Origin of the sequence: Lysobacter sp. TAB13 (assembly GCF_052113885.1) — a bacterium.
Classification (GTDB): Bacteria; Pseudomonadota; Gammaproteobacteria; order Xanthomonadales; family Xanthomonadaceae; genus Lysobacter; species Lysobacter gummosus.
This window is the reverse complement of sequence record NZ_JBFRDR010000002.1, coordinates 147,138-162,543: the sequence shown is the minus strand read 5'-3', so window position 1 is coordinate 162,543 and position 15,406 is coordinate 147,138. Positions and strand designations below refer to the sequence as shown.

The 15,406-nt window shown below is 68.1% G+C and carries 16 protein-coding genes; 7 read left to right on the top strand and 9 right to left on the bottom strand.

Features of this window, described 5'->3' with window-relative positions; all coding sequences use genetic code 11:
* Window positions 1-43: 43 nt before the first annotated feature.
* The 8 genes from AB4Y92_RS03485 to AB4Y92_RS03450 form a co-directional block, all read right to left on the bottom strand.
* Window positions 44-790, bottom strand: a complete 747-nt coding sequence (locus tag AB4Y92_RS03485; RefSeq protein ID WP_215059541.1) for a FliH/SctL family protein — start codon at window positions 788-790, stop codon at window positions 44-46.
* A gap of 52 nt (window positions 791-842) precedes the next feature.
* Window positions 843-1,490, bottom strand: a complete 648-nt coding sequence (locus AB4Y92_RS03480; RefSeq protein ID WP_441818384.1) for a hypothetical protein — start codon at window positions 1,488-1,490, stop codon at window positions 843-845.
* Entirely contained in the window at window positions 1,487-2,248 is a 762-nt protein-coding gene (gene sctJ / locus AB4Y92_RS03475) for a type III secretion system inner membrane ring lipoprotein SctJ (protein WP_441818383.1), read from the bottom strand. Before sctJ ends, AB4Y92_RS03480 begins: the two co-directional genes overlap by 4 nt.
* 67 nt (window positions 2,249-2,315) lie before the next feature.
* The gene (locus tag AB4Y92_RS03470; RefSeq protein WP_441818382.1) at window positions 2,316-2,738 is read right to left on the bottom strand and encodes a hypothetical protein; all 423 of its coding nucleotides are present in this window, start codon (window positions 2,736-2,738) and stop codon (window positions 2,316-2,318) included.
* Window positions 2,739-2,920: 182 nt separating this feature from the next.
* Complete coding sequence (locus tag AB4Y92_RS03465) at window positions 2,921-3,310, bottom strand: hypothetical protein (RefSeq protein WP_441818381.1); 390 nt, start codon at window positions 3,308-3,310, stop codon at window positions 2,921-2,923.
* 180 nt (window positions 3,311-3,490) lie between these two features.
* Window positions 3,491-4,942 (bottom strand): FHA domain-containing protein, encoded by a 1,452-nt coding sequence (locus AB4Y92_RS03460; RefSeq protein ID WP_441818380.1) that lies wholly within the window; start codon window positions 4,940-4,942, stop codon window positions 3,491-3,493.
* Between the two features lie 127 nt (window positions 4,943-5,069).
* Window positions 5,070-7,133 (bottom strand): FHIPEP family type III secretion protein, encoded by a 2,064-nt coding sequence (locus AB4Y92_RS03455; RefSeq protein ID WP_441818379.1) that lies wholly within the window; start codon window positions 7,131-7,133, stop codon window positions 5,070-5,072.
* Between the two features lie 397 nt (window positions 7,134-7,530).
* A complete protein-coding gene (locus tag AB4Y92_RS03450) occupies window positions 7,531-8,034 on the bottom strand; it encodes a flagellar biosynthetic protein FliO (RefSeq protein ID WP_441818378.1) in 504 nt (167 codons plus the stop codon).
* 165 nt (window positions 8,035-8,199) lie between these two features.
* On the opposite strand from AB4Y92_RS03450, the gene AB4Y92_RS03445 reads away from it, so the two are divergent.
* The 6 genes from AB4Y92_RS03445 to sctT all read left to right on the top strand — a co-directional run bounded on the left by AB4Y92_RS03445 (window position 8,200) and on the right by sctT (window position 13,379).
* Entirely contained in the window at window positions 8,200-9,291 is a 1,092-nt protein-coding gene (locus tag AB4Y92_RS03445; protein WP_441818377.1) for a sensor histidine kinase, read from the top strand.
* 215 nt (window positions 9,292-9,506) lie between these two features.
* Window positions 9,507-10,109 carry a response regulator transcription factor gene (locus AB4Y92_RS03440; RefSeq protein ID WP_441818376.1) on the top strand — a complete coding sequence of 201 codons (603 nt, stop codon included), beginning with the start codon at window positions 9,507-9,509 and terminating at the stop codon, window positions 10,107-10,109.
* Entirely contained in the window at window positions 10,102-11,214 is a 1,113-nt protein-coding gene (gene sctQ, locus AB4Y92_RS03435) for a type III secretion system cytoplasmic ring protein SctQ (protein WP_441818375.1), read from the top strand. The genes AB4Y92_RS03440 and sctQ overlap by 8 nt, the downstream gene beginning before the upstream one ends.
* A gap of 3 nt (window positions 11,215-11,217) precedes the next feature.
* Window positions 11,218-12,144 (top strand): hypothetical protein, encoded by a 927-nt coding sequence (locus AB4Y92_RS03430; RefSeq protein ID WP_441818374.1) that lies wholly within the window; start codon window positions 11,218-11,220, stop codon window positions 12,142-12,144.
* 136 nt (window positions 12,145-12,280) lie between these two features.
* Window positions 12,281-12,547, top strand: a complete 267-nt coding sequence (gene sctS / locus AB4Y92_RS03425; RefSeq protein WP_057941203.1) for a type III secretion system export apparatus subunit SctS — start codon at window positions 12,281-12,283, stop codon at window positions 12,545-12,547.
* Between the two features lie 46 nt (window positions 12,548-12,593).
* Entirely contained in the window at window positions 12,594-13,379 is a 786-nt protein-coding gene (gene sctT / locus AB4Y92_RS03420) for a type III secretion system export apparatus subunit SctT (RefSeq protein ID WP_057941202.1), read from the top strand.
* A gap of 207 nt (window positions 13,380-13,586) precedes the next feature.
* On the opposite strand, the gene sctU is transcribed toward sctT, so the two are convergent.
* Entirely contained in the window at window positions 13,587-14,687 is a 1,101-nt protein-coding gene (gene sctU, locus AB4Y92_RS03415) for a type III secretion system export apparatus subunit SctU (RefSeq protein ID WP_057941200.1), read from the bottom strand.
* Window positions 14,688-14,968: 281 nt separating this feature from the next.
* Between sctU and AB4Y92_RS03410 the strand changes: the two genes are divergently transcribed.
* Entirely contained in the window at window positions 14,969-15,292 is a 324-nt protein-coding gene (locus tag AB4Y92_RS03410; protein WP_441818373.1) for a hypothetical protein, read from the top strand.
* Window positions 15,293-15,406: the final 114 nt, after the last annotated feature.

Genomic DNA, 15,406 nt, shown 5'->3' with positions numbered 1-15,406 from the left:
CCGCGCGCGCGGCACTCGCACCTTGGCGCGAGCGCGCGAGCGTTCATTCGCCGTGCTCCGCGCCGTATTCGGCGCCCGACAGGGCGATGCGGATCGCTTCGATCTGCTGGGCGACGCCGGCGCGCACTTCGCCGACTTCCGACACCACCACGCAGCTGAGCCGGTCCAGGCTTTCGTCGTCCACCAGTTCGATCACGCCGACCACCGGATGCGCCTGGCGCACCAGGCCCAGGCCCTTGGCGACGTCCTCGCGCACGCTGGGGTGCACGCGGATCAGCAGGAATTGCTCAGCCTGCGCCGATTCCACCGCCTGCATCACCAGCGGCGGCACCACGCTGCGCGCATCGAATTCCGGCGAGATCCGCGCGACGATCGCGCAGGCCAGTTCGGTCACGCGGCTGCCGGCGTCGGCGAGCACGCGCGCGCGGCGTTCGTTGAGGTCGGCCAGCTGCTGCGCCATCTGTTGCTGCGCGCGCGCCAGGCCTTCGGCGAATCCGGCCGCGTAGCCGGCTTCGCGCGCTTGCTTGATCTCATCGCCGGCCAGCGCGTAGAGCTCGTTGACCCGGGCCAGCATCTGGTCGAGTTCGGCGACCGCGTTCCACTGCTTGGCCGGCACCACGGTGCCGGCGAGCGCGCGGTCGAACTGCTTGCGCTCGAACACCGCGACCGTGCCGCCGGCGCGGCCCAGGTCGCGGCGCGCGCCGGGCTCGGCGGCGCCGCTCACCGACGCACCCACGGCCGCGAGGGCGGCGGCGGACGGATAGTCGGAACGGAGCGGGTCGGCGGGCATGGGGATTCCGTTGTCAGAGCGTGCCGTGGAAAAGCGGGCGAGGCGGCGGCGGTCAGGCCGTCAGTGGTCGCGCGCCGTGATGGATATGCAGCCGCTCGACGACGTCCGGCGGCAGGTGCGCGAACAAGGCCGGCGCGTTGTCGTGCAGCTCGCGCGGCAACAGCAGGCGCGACCAGTCGGCCAGGCCGGGATCGCGGCGTTCGGCCCACAGCCGCAGTTCGGCGCGGCCGCGGCGGTCGAGCAGATCGAACAGCGGCTGATCGTCGCCAGCGCGCAGCGCCTGATCGATCTCGGCCGCCAGCTGCGCGCCCAGGTTGGCCTGGACCTTGCCGTCCCAGACCAGACTGTCGAGCGCGAGCAGATAGGAATTGTCCAGCGCCACTTTCAACCGGCGCACCGGCTCGCGGCGCACTTCGGCGCGGATCGCCGGCGCGTAGGCCAGCGCGCCCAGGTCGCGCACCAGACGCGCCATGCGCGCGCGCGGCCAGCGCAACGCGGCGGCGCCGAATCCTGCGCCCGGTTGCGGCGCCAGCAGGGCCGGCGCGTCGTTGGCGGCGAGCCAGCGCGCCAGCATGCGCCGGCCGATGGCGCTGTCGCGGGCAGCGGCGAGCAGCTCGGGAGCGATCCGGTCGTTACCGGTCCCGTGCCAGCTCGGATCGACCTCGGTGAGGATCGTCCGCAGCGCCGCCGCCGTGCTCATCCGTTCCAGACCCCGCTACGCGCGTTGGACGGCTGCGGTTGCGGCGCCGGTGCGAAGCGCGCGCGCAGGCGGCCGAAGAAGAACGCGACGATCGCCAGCAGCACCAGCACCACCGCGCCGATGATCACCGCGCTCAGGTCGATCGAGCCGATCACCGCGTTGAGCGGTCCGCCGGCCTGATGCACCTTCGGCGGCGCGACGACGGTGAAGAACTTCACCGTGACCTTGTTGACGTCGTCCAGGCCTTCGACGCTGTCCTTGACGAAGACTTTGATGTCGGTCTCGCGATCGCGCAGGCTCTGGCCCGGGCGTTCGAAGATCAGCACCGAGGCGGAGGAATCCTGCACGTTGCCGCCGAGCGGATCGCGATCGGGCAGGGCGATGTGCACGCGCGCCTCGACCACGCCGTCGATGCGGGTCAGCGTGCGCGACAGCTCCTGCGACAGGCCGTACAGATAGCGCGCCTTCTCTTCCAGCGCGGAAGAGGCGAAGCCTTCCTTCTTGAACACATCGCCGAGCGAGCGGTACTGCGCGCGCGGCAAGCCGCGCGAGGTCAGCACCTGCATCGCATACGGGATATCGCCGCGGTTGACCATGACCTCCCAGCCGGTCTTGCTCGGCGAGGGGTCTTTTTCCGCTGGAATGCCCGCATCCAGCAGGGCCGCCATCAGTTCGTTGGCCTGCTGCTCGTCGAGTTGGCTGTACAGCGGTGTGCGCGTGCAGCCGACGATCAGCAGGCAGGCCAGCAGGGCCGCCATGACTCTTACCGCATTGAAGCCTGACGCCCTACCCATGCATCCCCCGTGGTGTGATGTGCCTTGCTTGTTACGACTGCTGCCGGAACAACTGCTGGATGCCGTCCGAGGTGCGATTGGCGACGTTGGAGGTGAGCGTCGAGGTGAACATGAACTGATGGCAGCGCATGGTCATCTGGATCATCTCGCCCGGCGTCAGCTCGGCGGCGTTGGCGGAAATGCTCTGGCTGGCCGCACCGATCTTGTCGGCGCCGCCGTCGAGGTTGTCGAGCGCCGCCAGCACCGCGCGGGTGCCCTGCGATTGCTCGGCCGGAGCGGTCTGCGCGACCTGGCCGGCACCGCCCGCGTTCTGCGCGCCACCGGCGGGCGCAGCGCCGCGATCGAACGCGGCCGCGAACTCGCGGATGTCGTAAGCAGAGGCCTGCGGCGACTGCGCCGGCGATGCGGCGGCCGGCTGCGCGGCTTCGGCCGCGACTTGGATGGCTTCGATCATGGCCCTGGTCTCCTTGAAACGTTAGGTCCGAACGAAAACAAAAAACATCGAATGCGCTATCGACGAACTGCCGCGCGATCGGCCGCGTCGCGACGCTGGCCGCCGCCCCGTGGGCATCCGGATCGACCGATCCGGATGCCGCAACGGCGCAAGGCGGCGGACGTCGGGCCGCGCCAGACCGGTCAGGCCTTCGACGCCAGCTTCTCGATGCCCTGGGCGACGCTGTTGATCGAGGTCGAAGCGCTGTTGGAGATGAACTGCATGCGCAGGCTCTCGGAGGTCAGCGCGATCATGCTCGAAGGCTGATCGTTGCCGCCGCCGATGGAACCCGACAGCTCGGTGATGCGCGAAGCCTGGGCGTCCATGGTGGATCCCCATGCCTTCGCCATCGCTTCGTACCAGCTGGCGCCACCACCGCCGCCGCCACCGCCCGCGCCGGAAATTCCGCCGCCTGCGCTGCTGCCGCCGGCACGCGAGCTCTTGCCGTTGCCGATAGCGTCGTTCTTGTTCACATCAGCGATGAAGCTGCTGACCAGGCCGGCGGTGCCGCCTGCATTGACTGGGGTACTCATGACGTCTCTCCTGCTCGTTGCGGCGAGGCCGCTGAATGGCGTGGAACAACGGATGGCACAAAACTGACTACGGGATACATACGCTTACGTATGGCGAATTACAGATGCATGGTGCCGATGTTGGATTTAATCGGTGATGCAGTGGTGAAACCAGCTAGTGCTAACCCGGGGGTGCCCTGTTCACTGACGGTTGCCGGGACGCGCGGACGCCTCGGCGACGGTGGGTGAGGCGGCCGGCTTGGCCGCGGGCTTGGCGGCCGGCACCGAGGCCGTCGGCGCCGCGCCCGGACTGGTCGCGCCGGCCGGCACGGCGGCCGGCGTCGCGGATTTGCCTGCCGGCGTCGCCGGGGTGGCCGCGGCTGCGGCCGGTGTGGTTGTCGTCGTCGCGGTCGCGCCGGCCGCGGCCGGATCGGCCGCCGGCGCGGTGCCGTTGGCGATCGCCAGCTCCGCCGCGGTCAGCGGCTGGGCCTTGAGCTGCTCGGTCAGGCCGGTGAGCTTGTTCAGCGCCCAGGCCTTGTCGCCGATCGCGATCAGGCTGCGGCCGTCGGGCATGACATCGCCGACCGCGTATTCGACGCCGTCGATGTCGATCACATGCGGATTGGGCCCGCGCACGATCTGCACGATCCGGGTCGGCTCAGTCACCGCCGGCTTGCTCGGCGCTTCCGGCGCGGCCACGGTCGGGCCGGCGACGTGGGTCTCTTCCGACAGGTTGCGCGGAATCACCCGGCGCACGCCGTTGACGTCCTGCATCGCGCGCGAAGCGACCGCGCGCTTGAACACGTTTTCGTCCGCGAAGCGGCCGGTGACTTCGACATCGCCGTTGCCCAGGTACTTGGTCTGGGTGCTCAGGCCCTGGCTGCGCAGCACTTCGCGCACGTCGGCGGCGATGTCGTCGCCGGTGCGCAGGTCCAGGCGCGCGTCTACTTGATCGGTCGCCAGGCGCTTGCGGATCATTTCGCGGACCGAGGCGTCCTTGACCGTGCCCGACAGCACCAGGCTACCGTCTTCGTTCTCGACCAGGCGGCCGCCGGCGATCTGGAATTCCTTGATCAGCGGCTGGACCACTTCGGTCGGCGTGGGTTCTTTTTCGAAACCGGGCATCACCGCCGCGGCAATCGCCACCGACACCAGCGACAGCGCCGCCAGACCGGCGATCAAAGGCAGATGGCGCATCGCCGATTTCGGCGCCTTGGCCACTTCGCCCAAGTTCGGCAGCATCGTCGCCCAGCCCGGATCGTCGGCCGAACCGACCGCGAACGAGGCGCTGCCCAGATCCACGCGCTGCATCGCGGTGAGCTCGGCCGGGTCGCCGGGATTGAGGTTCTGTCCGTCGATCAGCAGCGGCGCGTCGAGCGCGCGCAGCGACACGGTGCCGCCCATGCGGGTGAGAAATGCGTGGCGCGGCGCGACGCCGGGATCGGACAGGACGATGTCGCAATCGCCGCTGCTGCCGATCAGCACGGTTTCCTGCGCCGACAGCGGCCGGTTGCCGCCGGTGTGCAGGCCCGAGACGATGCGCAACACGCTGATCGCCGGCGACACCCGGATCTCGTTGCGCGATTCGGGCTTGGTCTCGGCGGCGGCGGTTACCTCGCCGGGATTGTTCGGGTTTTCGTCGATGGAGGACATGGCGAACTCCTGTCAGGCGCCGTCGCGAAGGACGGCGTGTACGGTCGGGACGCGCGATACGCGCGGGCCAATCGGCCGATGAATGGGGCGAGATTTGCGAAGTTGTCGGTTCATTCGTCTGGGCTCCTCAGGCGTTGACCTGGCCTGCCTGCACGATGCGCAGATCGGGTGCGAGTTCCTGGTAGGACAACACCGGCAGTTCGAAGAAGTCGATCTCCAGCAGCTTGCGCAAATGACGGCGAACATCCAGTGAACACAGCAGCACCGGCTTAACGCCTTCAGCTTGGCGCGACAGGTGCGAACGCACTTCCGCGCCGAGACGGCCGGCCAATTCCGGCGAGATCGCCAGCTGGGTCGCGCCGCCCGCCACCCGCACCGACTGGCGCAGGCGGTCTTCCAATTCAGGATGAATCAGCAATACCTGCATAGTGCGTTCGCTGTCGGCGTAGCGATCGGCGATTTCGCGCTTGAGCGCCACGCGCACGTATTCGGTCAGCAGCACCACGTCTTTCTCGCGCCCGCCGACGTCGGTGATGGCTTCGAAAGCGTCGCGCAGATTGCGGATCGGCACGCCTTCCTCGACCAGCCGGCGCAGCACGTCGGCCACGCGCTGCGGCGCGACCACGCGCAGCATTTCCTTGACCAGGTCCGGATAGTCGCGCTGCATGCGCCCGAACAGGTTGGAGGTTTCCTGGATGCCGATGAAGCTGCCCATGCGCCGCTCCAGCGCGGCGCGGCAATGTTCGACCACCGTGCCCAGCGCGTCGCGGATGCCGGCGCCGGCCTGACCGGTCCACTCGCCGGCCAGCGGCGGAAAGAATCCGGGCAGCTTGGGCGCGTTGGCGTCGCCCAGGCGCGCCGGGCGGAACTGCGCGTTCGGCGACAGCCGGCCGAAAGCGATGCGCGCGCCGAACGCGGTCAGGCGATAACCGCCCAGGCCGTCGCCGCTGTCCAGGTCCGCGGCCAGCTTGAGCACCGGCACCGGCAACGGCACGCCGTATTCCTCGCGCAGACGGCGCGCGACATCGATCATGCGTTCGCGCGTGAGCTGCTCGCCGAACACCGCCGCCAGCGACGGCGACAATTCCAGCTGCAGCGCCGCCGGCGGCGCGATCTCGTCTTCGTTGATGATTTTTTCATCGACCCCGCGCTCGCCCTCGGGCACCCGGAAGGCGCGGCGCAGCATCACCGAGCCGTGACGGTAGCGCCAGGCGGCGAAGCCCAGCAGCACCATCGACAGCATCAGGAACACCAGCTTCGGAAAGCCCGGCACGAAGATCAGCAGGAACGCCAGGATGCCGGTGATCAGCAGCACGCGCGGCTGGCCGGTGACCTGGCGGGTGATCGATTCGCCCAGGTGGCGATCGTCTTCGTCGCCGGCGGTGCGGGTCACCACCAGGCCCGCGGCGATGGTCGCCAGGATCGCCGGAATCTGCGAAACCAGGCCGTCGCCGATGGTCAGGATGCTGTAGGTGTGGGTCGCGTCCGCCAGCGGCATGCCCTTCTGCAGCACGCCGATGGCCAGGCCGCCGAGCAGGTTGATGATGATGATGACGATGCCGGCGATGGCGTCGCCCTTCACGAACTTCATCGCGCCGTCGAGGCTGCCGTGCAGTTGGCTCTCGACTTCCAGCAGGCGGCGTTTGCGCTTGGCCTCGTCCTTGTCGAGCATGCCCGCGCGCAGGTCCGAGTCGATCGACAGCTGCTTGCCGGGCATCGCGTCCAGGGTGAAGCGCGCGGCGACTTCGGCCACGCGCTCGGCGCCCTTGGCGATGACGATGAACTGGACCACGGTGATGATCAGGAACACCACGAAGCCGACCACGAGGTTGCCGCCGGCGACCATGCTGCCGAATGTTTCAACGATGTGACCGCCGTTGGCTTCGAGCAGAATCGAGCGGGTGATGGCGATCGACAGCGCCAGCCGGAACAAGGTGGTCAGCAGCAGCACGCTGGGGAAACTGGAGAACGCCACCGGCGTCGGGATATACAGCGAGATCAGCAGCAGGCCGAAGCCGATGGCGATGTTGACCGCGACCAGGGTGTCGATGATCGCCAGCGGCAGCGGCAGGATCATCACGCCGATGATGGTGACCGCGGCGACGGCCAGGACCAGATCGCTGTAGCCGGCGCGCCGACGCGGGGTCGTGCCGGGCGAAGCGGCCATCAAGGAACTCAGCAATGCACGCATTCGGTCAGCCCCGGACCCTGGAAATTGACGTCCCGTCGGGGGACTTCGCGGCGGCGAGCGTACGCGCAGAGGCGACCGCGCCGTCCCGCGGGTATCCGCCGCAGGCTGCGATCTTGTGATGGATTGCGCTGTCTCGAACGCTGAAAGCAGTCACTGCTCTGCCACGTACCCCTGAGCACCCACGCATGGCGCTGTCCTCAAACACGATGCCGGTTCGGACGGCCGATACTAAGTGCTAATTGTCACCCGTTGTATGAACAACAACGTTCTTATGCCACATCTGCACAATCACTATTGTCTGCATTCCACCGCATAACATTCGCGCGCATTCATCATTGTTTTTGTGAACTTGTGCGCAATTGCGTCATCGCATTCGACTAACGTAAGCGTGAAACGCTCACGATTCGCGCTCCGTGGGGGAGGCTGCGACAGACGTGGAAGAAGTTGCCGTTGAAACCGTCGTATCGGCCGCGCCGGGCGCGGGCGCCCGCGGCGCCGGTTCGGCCGACGCGATGTCCGCCGGATCGAGTTCGGCGATGAGATTCAGCGACTGCCCGCCGACGCCGACCGCCAACGCCCGTCCGCTGCGCGTGCGCAGCACCACGATGCGTTCGCGCGGACCCACCGGCAGGATCTGCAGGATCGACAGCGGCGCATCGCGCGCGGTCAGGCCGTGACGCTTGCGCAAATACAACAGCACCGCGACCAGGCCGCCCAGGACCACTACCACCGGCAGCAGGATCGCGACCAGTTCGAAGAACAACGACGGCGGCGACGCGGCCGGAGCCTTCGCCGCGACAGGCGCGGCGGAGGTCGCGGCGGCAGCCAGCGCAGCCAGGGGCGCGCAGGCGGCCAGGGCGCAACAGCGAACGAGAAAACGCAGCAGGGACAGGGTCGGCATGGCGAGTCAGTGCGATACGCAGGGTCGGAACGGAACGGGCGCCGGGAGCATCTGCGGCCGCGCGGAGGCGACATACCGTAGCAGTACGCGGCCGCTTTCAGGCATCGCCCCGCCTCGCCGCCGGCTTCACGTCGGCGGGCCGGCCCGCATGGCATTGATGTAAGCATGGCCTCCGCGAAATCCACCGCCCACCCGCAAGGCGCGCCGGCGCGCGACGCGCAGCCGCAATCGGCCGGCCTGCTCGGCGCGGTGCCGTTCGCCTGCGCGATGTTCGACGACGACGGCGTTCTGCGCGGCGGCAACGCGCGCTTTGCGGAAGAATTCGGCGAACTGCCCGAGCACAGCGAACGCGACGCGCTGCTGGCGCGCCTGCAGGGCGAAGCCGGCGCCGGCGAGCGTCCGCGCGAAGTGCGCGCCCCGCACAGCGGCCGCTGGTACGCATTGCACTGGGGCCGCGCCGAACACGACGGCGCACCGGTCGATGTGCTGACAGCGGTGGACATCAGCGAGCGCATCGAGACCCTGGACTCACACAAGACCCGCCAGGAAAAACTCTTGTTCACCTCGCGCCTGATGTCGGTCGGCGAAATGGCCGCGACATTGGCGCACGAACTCAATCAGCCGCTCGCGGCGATCATGAATTATCTGAACGGCAGTCTGCGTCTGGTCGAGCAGGCCGGCGGTCCAGTGCAGGTCGAACGCGCGCTGCAGGCCGCGCGCACCCAGGCCGAACACGCCGCCGCGGTGATCTCGCGGGTGCGCGAGTTCGTGCGCGCGCGCGAACCGCGGCGCGACGCCCACCAGCTGAGCAAGATCGCCGAAACCGTGCTGGAACTGCTGCGCCTGGAGGCCGAGCGCCTGCAATTGCGGATCGACCTGGGCCTGCCGGCCAACCTGGCGCCGGTGTTCGCCGACCGGGTGATGGTCGAGCAGGTGCTGCTGAACCTGGTCAAGAACGCGATCGAGGCCATGCGCGAAATCCCGACCGCGCGGCGCGAGCTGCGCATCGACGCGCGCATGAACCTGGACGATCAGATCGAAGTGCGCGTATCCGACCGCGGCGCCGGCCTGAGCCCGGCCGAGCAGGATCAACTGTTCTCGCCGTTCTTCACCACCAAGACCGACGGCCTGGGCATCGGCCTGGCGATCTGCCGCTCGATCATCGAATACCACGAGGGCCGGCTGTTCTTCGAGCCGCGCGAAGGCGGCGGCAGCGTATTCGGCTTCACCCTGCCGCGTTATGAGGCGCGCACTTGAGCGGCGCGCGGGCGCCGTCCGGCCGGGCCTGGGCATCGCGAGATGACAAAGGTCAGCATCGCCGCCCCCGCCCGCCGGGTTATACCGTGCGGCTGGCGCGCGACCGGGCGAGGTCCGCGCGCGCCCCGCTCCATACGCTTTTCGCTTTCACCGTAAAGGTTCACGCAAGGACCCGTGCGCGTATGCGCGCATCGCTATGCCGGGAGTGAGGCCGCATGACCGAAGCACGCATCTACCTGGTGGACGACAACGACGGCTTCCGCGAATCCACCGCGTGGCTGCTGGAAACGGCCGGGTTCGAAGTGCAGGCCTATGCCTCGGGACCGGCGTTCCTGCAGGCCTACGCCGGCGAGCGCCATGGCGGCGCGGCGCCGTGCATCGTCTCCGACATCCGCATGCCGCTGATGAGCGGACTGCAATTGCAGGAAGAACTGCGCCGGCGCGGCATCGCCCTGCCGCTGGTGTTCGTGACCGCGCACGGCGACGTGCCGCTGGCGGTGGAGGCCATGCGCAAGGGCGCGGCCAACTTCCTGGAAAAACCTTTCAGCGACGACGCCCTGATCGACGCGATCCGGGCCGCCATCGCCAATGCGCGCAACCACGCCGGCAGCGAGGCCGGCGACGACCGCCTGGCCCGGCTCAGCCCGCGCGAACGTCAAGTCATGGACTTGGTGGTGGCGAGCAAGCCGAACAAAATCATCGCCGACGTGCTCGGCATCAGCGTCAAGACCGTGGAACTGCATCGATCGAACATGATGAACAAACTCGGAGTACGCTCGCTGCCCGAACTGATGAAGGTGGCCCTCGGCCATGGGTGAGCCGCACAGCATGAGCAGCGAAGACAGCGCGCCGGCGCAAGCGGCCGCGGCCGCGCCGCCGCCCCTGGAAGGCACCTCGATCCGCGGCCGCGTGGCCTCGTTGCCGCTGTGGCAGGCGCAGGCCATGTGCGCCCTGTTCGGCGCGGCGCAGCGCTGGCCGCTGCGCGAAGGCGGCTGGCTCAGCTTCGCCCAGGCCTCGCCGATCGACGGCGAACTGGTCACGCTGGAAGGCGACGGCGCGCGGGTCAAGCTGCAGCTCGACAGCGGCCTGTCGCTGGATCACGACACCGGCCTGCACTGGAGCGACTACCAGGGCCGCTCGCGCGTGCTGGCCTGGAGCCTGGCCCACGAATCGCAACTGATGCGCCTGAGCCAGGCGATCGACATCGCCCTGATTCCGGTGGTGGACGACGGCAACACTTCGCTGCAAAGCCTGCAGGCGCTGACCAAGGCCGACCTGGACGGGCTGTGGCTGGCCTTCACCATCGCCGACGCCGGCGGCCAGCCGCGCGTGCGCGGCAATCTGCGCATTCCGCCGGGCTGGGTCGACCGCCTGCTGCAGCGCGCGGAAATTTTCGAACGCCCGCACGGCGACGACAGCGACGGCTATCGCGACTGGTCCGACCTGCCGATCCCGATCGCGCTGCGCTGGGACGGCCCGCAACTGCGCTACGCGCAATGGCGCCAGCTGCGTCCCGGCGACGTGCTGGTGATCGGCAACTACCAGCGTCCGCCGCCGGTGCGCGCGCAAGTGCCCGGCTATGCCTGGCCGCTGCTGCCCGACGCCGGCGGCTGGCGCATCGACGGACCGCCCTTGACCCTTTCCACGCATCAGGAGACTTCCCCGATGAGCGACACCGAGTCCGCCCCCGACACCGCCGAAGCCACCGGCCCGGATGTTCCGGTCCGCCTGGAATTCGATCTGGGCCGGCTGGAATGCCGCTACGAGGATCTGTCCGGCTTCCAGCCCGGCTACGTGTTCGCCCTGCCTTCGCGGCTGGAAGGCGCGAACGTGGTGATCCGCGCCAACGGCCGCGACGCCGGTCGCGGCGAGATCGTCGCGGTCGGCGACACGCTGGGTGTACGCCTGCTCTCCTGGAGCTGAGTCATGGATTTCAGTTCGTTCTCGCCGGCGCTGGTGCTGCTGACGGTCGTCAGCCTGGCGCTGGCGCCGTTCGTCGCGGTGATGGTCACCTCCTTCACCAAGATCGTGGTGGTGCTGAGCCTGTTGCGTAACGCGCTGGGCCTGCAGCAGGTGCCGCCCAACGTGGTCATCAACGGTCTGGCGATCGTGTTGTCGATCTACGTGATGTATCCGGTGATCCTGGAAACCCACGACGCGGTCAACGCGCGCGCGAACGGCACCACGGTCGCCGCGACGCAGGGGCAGCCGCCTGGGACCGCGGCCGCGGTTCCTGCTGCCGGCACGGCACCCGTGGGCACCGCGCCTGCCGGTGCGGCTCCCGTCGCCGCTGCTACGGTGCCGGCCGCCGCCAACACCGCCGTGACCGCCGCACCGGTCGCGGTCGCCTCGGTCGCCGCGACGCCGGCCGCGGGCGCCAACGCCAACGCCGCAGCGGCCGCCGCCGGCGCGAAGAAACCCGCGGCGCCGTCGGCCTTGCTAGGCGGCGGCAAGATGGACGCCGCGCGCATGCTCGCGCTGATGGACGCCGGCAAGGAACCGCTGCGCGGCTTCCTGATCAAGCATTCCAGCGACGCCGAGCGCGCGTTCTTCCTGCGCAGCGCGCAGCGCCTGCTGCCGCCGGCCTCGCGCGGTGACATCAGCGTCAACGACTTTCTCGTCGTCATCCCCGCCTTCACCGTCAGCGAACTCACCGCCGCGTTCCAGATCGGCTTCCTGATCTTCCTGCCGTTCCTGATCATCGACCTGGTGGTGTCCAACATCCTGTTGTCGCTGGGCATGATGATGCTGTCGCCGACCACGGTCTCGCTGCCGTTCAAGCTGCTGCTGTTCGTGCTGATCGGCGGCTGGGCCAAGCTGGTGCATGGATTGGTGCTGACGTATGGCGCGTAGCTGCCACGGGAATCGGGAATGGGGAATCGGGAATCGGAAAAGCGGCGTTCGCCGCATTACCGACGTCCCACCCGCCGCCTGAAATCCCGCTCTTCCGATTCCCGACTCCCCATTCCCCATTCCCGGCTTTTTATCTATGGGCGACATGCTCGAAATGACCAAACAGGCGTTGTGGCTGACGCTGCTGCTGTCGGGCCCGCCGGTGGTCGCCGCCGCCCTGGTCGGACTGGTCGTGGCCTTCATCCAGGCCGCGACCCAGTTGCAGGAACAGACCTTCGCCTACGCGATCAAATTCACCGTGATCGTGGTGACCTTGTTCGTGACCGCGTCGATGATCGGCGGCACCCTGTACACCTTCGCCGACCGCATCTTCATCGATTTCCCGGGCATGGTCCGGCACTGATGCGCGGCGGCGACACCCGCATCGCGCGGCCCGGCCGCGGCGCGCGATGAATATCGATTCCTACGGCAACGTGCTGATCGCGCTGGGGCTGGTGCTGCCGCGCGTGATCGGCTCATTCATGATGTTGCCGCTGATCACCAGCGAGAACATGCCGCCGCTGGTGCGCAACAGTTTCATGGTGAGTCTGGCGATCATCGCCATTCCGGTGGCGATGAACGGCGTGCCGCTCAATCAGCTCAGCGCGCTGAATTTCGCTCCGATCATTCTCAAAGAATTGTTCATCGGCGTGTCGATCGGCTTCTGCTTCGGCATGGTGTTCTGGGCGATCAGCGCCGCCGGCAATGTCGTCGACACCCAGGTCGGCATGACGCTGGCGCAGGTGTTCGATCCGATCCAGGGCCATCAGGCCTCGCTGCACGGCACGTTCCTGTCGCAGTTCGCGGCATGGCTGTTCATGGCCAGCGGCGCGTTCCTGGTGTTTCTGGACTTGCTGTTGTCGAGCTACGCGATGTGGCCGGTGGTGTCGTTCTTCCCGAACCTGCATGCCTCGGGCATGGAGTTGTACGTCGGCCAGTTCAGTTATCTGATGACCGCGCTGCTGGTGATGGCCGCGCCGGTGATGGTGGTGCTGCTGCTGATCGACCTGTCGTTCGGCCTGGTCAACCGCTTCGCGCCGCAGCTCAACGTGTTCACCATCACCATGCCGATCAAGGCGTGGCTGGCGACCTGGATCATTCTGCTGATGCTGGGTGTGTACGTGGAGATCGTGCTCGATCGGTTGGGTGGGAACCGCAGTCTGCTGCAGGCGTTGCATCGGGTGTTTGGCGGCTGAGTCGTCTCAGACCTCGGCGGCGCTATTGCTGTTGCCCCCTTTGAAAAAGGGGGCGGACGACCGCGAAGCGGACGCGGGGGATTTGCTTTTGCTTTGGCTGTTCGCGAGCAAAAGCAAATCCCCCCTGCCCCCCCTTTTTCAAAGGGGGGAATACTTCGGGGAGGATGGGTAGAGCGGGAAGCTTCGCGGCTTTGGCCACGCCGGCGCTCATTCAACCGGCGGCGGCAGCTCCATCTCGCTGGTGTCGCCCTCGCGCAGACGGCGCACACCCTCGGCCCAATGCAACACCTCGGCCACCGCTTCGAAGAACTCGCTGCCGATGTAATCGTCCAGCGCCACATGCTCGTGCAGCCCGCGCGCCAGTTCGATGTTCTGCAGGATCGGCACCCCGGCCTCGACCGCGGCGCGCTTGATCTGCTCGGCCATGTAGCCCTCGCCCTTGGCCACCACCACCGGCAAATCGGTGGTGCCGTGCTCGTACTGCAGCGCGATGGCGATGTGGGTGGGGTTGGTCACGACGACATTGGATTGGCGGACGGCATTGAGCATGTTCTGCTGCGACCACTCCTGATGCAACTGCCGGCGCCGGCTCTTCACGTGCGGGTCGCCCTCGCTCTCCTTGACCTCCTGCTGGATGTCGCGCCGGCTCATCCGCAACTGCTTGGTGTAGGAGAACTTCTGGTACCACACGTCGATCGCCGAGACGAAGAAGAACACGAAGATCGTCCAGATCACGATCCGCACCAGGCCATGCCAGATGCCCGCGCCCATCGCCTCCGGCGGCGCGTACGGCAGCAGCATCAGCTGGGCCAGCATCTTGTAGATCACGAACACGCCGATGCCGATCAGCGCGCCGCTCTTGATCACCGACTTGACCAGCTCGACCAGGTTGTCCACCGAGAACATCTTCTTGATGCCCTCGGCGGGATTCATCTTGTCCAGGCTGGGCTTGACCTTGCCCAGGCTCAGGATCGGCCCGACCTGCAGGAATTCGATCACCACGCCCAGAAACACCGCCATCGCCAGCAACGGCAGCGACAGCCACAGCAGCGCATCGAACGCGGCCGCGCCGACTTCGCGCAGCGCATCGCCGAAGGGCTGGTTGATCGCGCCCAGGCTGGTTTCGAACAGGCGGATCAGCTTCATGCGCATGAAGTCGAGCATCAGCCAGCCGCACACCACCCAGCCGAGCACCAGCACGGTGCTGGTCAGCTCCTTGCTCTTGGCGACGTTGCCTTCCTTGCGCGCGTCGCGGATCTTTTTCTGGGTAGGCGGCTCGGTCTTGTCGGCGCCCTGGTCCTTCGACATGCGCGGCCCTCTGCGAGAGGACGAGGAGGCTAGCATGGGCCCCACGACGCGGTAGTGGCGGGTGTCAGCAATCCACGCGCCATCGCCCGAAGCGGCCGGCCCGGCCCGAACCGTGAACCCCTGGGCACCCGTACACTGACGCCGGACCCGCTTGCGCGCCCGCCGCGGCCGGCGACGAATGAACGGGCCGGAACCCACCTAGGGTCACCCCGAGTTGGCCCTTTCCCCCCCGGGCGCTACATTTCGCCCATCCCCCCGACTTCACCCGACAACCGCCCCGCATGAGCACCATCGGCCCCGACTCGCGCATCGACCGCACCGGCTTAGACAGCCAGGCTGCGCTCGAGAGCCTGCGCAGTCGCGAACCGGCCGCGCAAGACCCGATCCAGCACGCCAACGCGGTCTCCGAGGCCGTTCCGGCCTACGCCCCGCCCGCGGTCGATGCCGGCGAAGACGTCCTCAACGCCGATGCCTGGCACGGCGTGCCCTCCGGCGAGCGCCTGCTGGCCGGCGACAGCCGCCTGGAGCACGAACTGGGCGCGCTGGACCTGTCCGCCGCCGCCGATCGCGGCGCCGACGCGGTGATGGACTCGTTCACCGTCTGAGTTTTCCCGGCGCCCCCGCGCCCGGACCGACCGATCCGCGACGCATCCTTCCCGATCGCCTCCTGCCGGCCCCGTCGCGGCCGCCGCCGTCCGCATCGCCGCGCGAACGCCCGC

Bases quoted from the DNA above. Each gene is read 5' to 3' on its own strand.
- AB4Y92_RS03485 (WP_215059541.1), bottom strand. From the start codon at position 790: ATGCCCGCCGACCCGCTCCGTTCCGACTATCCGTCCGCCGCCGCCCTC.
- AB4Y92_RS03480 (WP_441818384.1), bottom strand. From the start codon at position 1,490: ATGAGCACGGCGGCGGCGCTGCGGACGATCCTCACCGAGGTCGATCCG.
- sctJ (WP_441818383.1), bottom strand. From the start codon at position 2,248: ATGGCGGCCCTGCTGGCCTGCCTGCTGATCGTCGGCTGCACGCGCACA.
- AB4Y92_RS03470 (WP_441818382.1), bottom strand. From the start codon at position 2,738: ATGATCGAAGCCATCCAAGTCGCGGCCGAAGCCGCGCAGCCGGCCGCC.
- AB4Y92_RS03465 (WP_441818381.1), bottom strand. From the start codon at position 3,310: ATGAGTACCCCAGTCAATGCAGGCGGCACCGCCGGCCTGGTCAGCAGC.
- AB4Y92_RS03460 (WP_441818380.1), bottom strand. From the start codon at position 4,942: ATGTCCTCCATCGACGAAAACCCGAACAATCCCGGCGAGGTAACCGCC.
- AB4Y92_RS03455 (WP_441818379.1), bottom strand. From the start codon at position 7,133: ATGCGTGCATTGCTGAGTTCCTTGATGGCCGCTTCGCCCGGCACGACC.
- AB4Y92_RS03450 (WP_441818378.1), bottom strand. From the start codon at position 8,034: ATGCCGACCCTGTCCCTGCTGCGTTTTCTCGTTCGCTGTTGCGCCCTG.
- AB4Y92_RS03445 (WP_441818377.1), top strand. From the start codon at position 8,200: ATGGCCTCCGCGAAATCCACCGCCCACCCGCAAGGCGCGCCGGCGCGC.
- AB4Y92_RS03440 (WP_441818376.1), top strand. From the start codon at position 9,507: ATGACCGAAGCACGCATCTACCTGGTGGACGACAACGACGGCTTCCGC.
- sctQ (WP_441818375.1), top strand. From the start codon at position 10,102: ATGGGTGAGCCGCACAGCATGAGCAGCGAAGACAGCGCGCCGGCGCAA.
- AB4Y92_RS03430 (WP_441818374.1), top strand. From the start codon at position 11,218: ATGGATTTCAGTTCGTTCTCGCCGGCGCTGGTGCTGCTGACGGTCGTC.
- sctS (WP_057941203.1), top strand. From the start codon at position 12,281: ATGGGCGACATGCTCGAAATGACCAAACAGGCGTTGTGGCTGACGCTG.
- sctT (WP_057941202.1), top strand. From the start codon at position 12,594: ATGAATATCGATTCCTACGGCAACGTGCTGATCGCGCTGGGGCTGGTG.
- sctU (WP_057941200.1), bottom strand. From the start codon at position 14,687: ATGTCGAAGGACCAGGGCGCCGACAAGACCGAGCCGCCTACCCAGAAA.
- AB4Y92_RS03410 (WP_441818373.1), top strand. From the start codon at position 14,969: ATGAGCACCATCGGCCCCGACTCGCGCATCGACCGCACCGGCTTAGAC.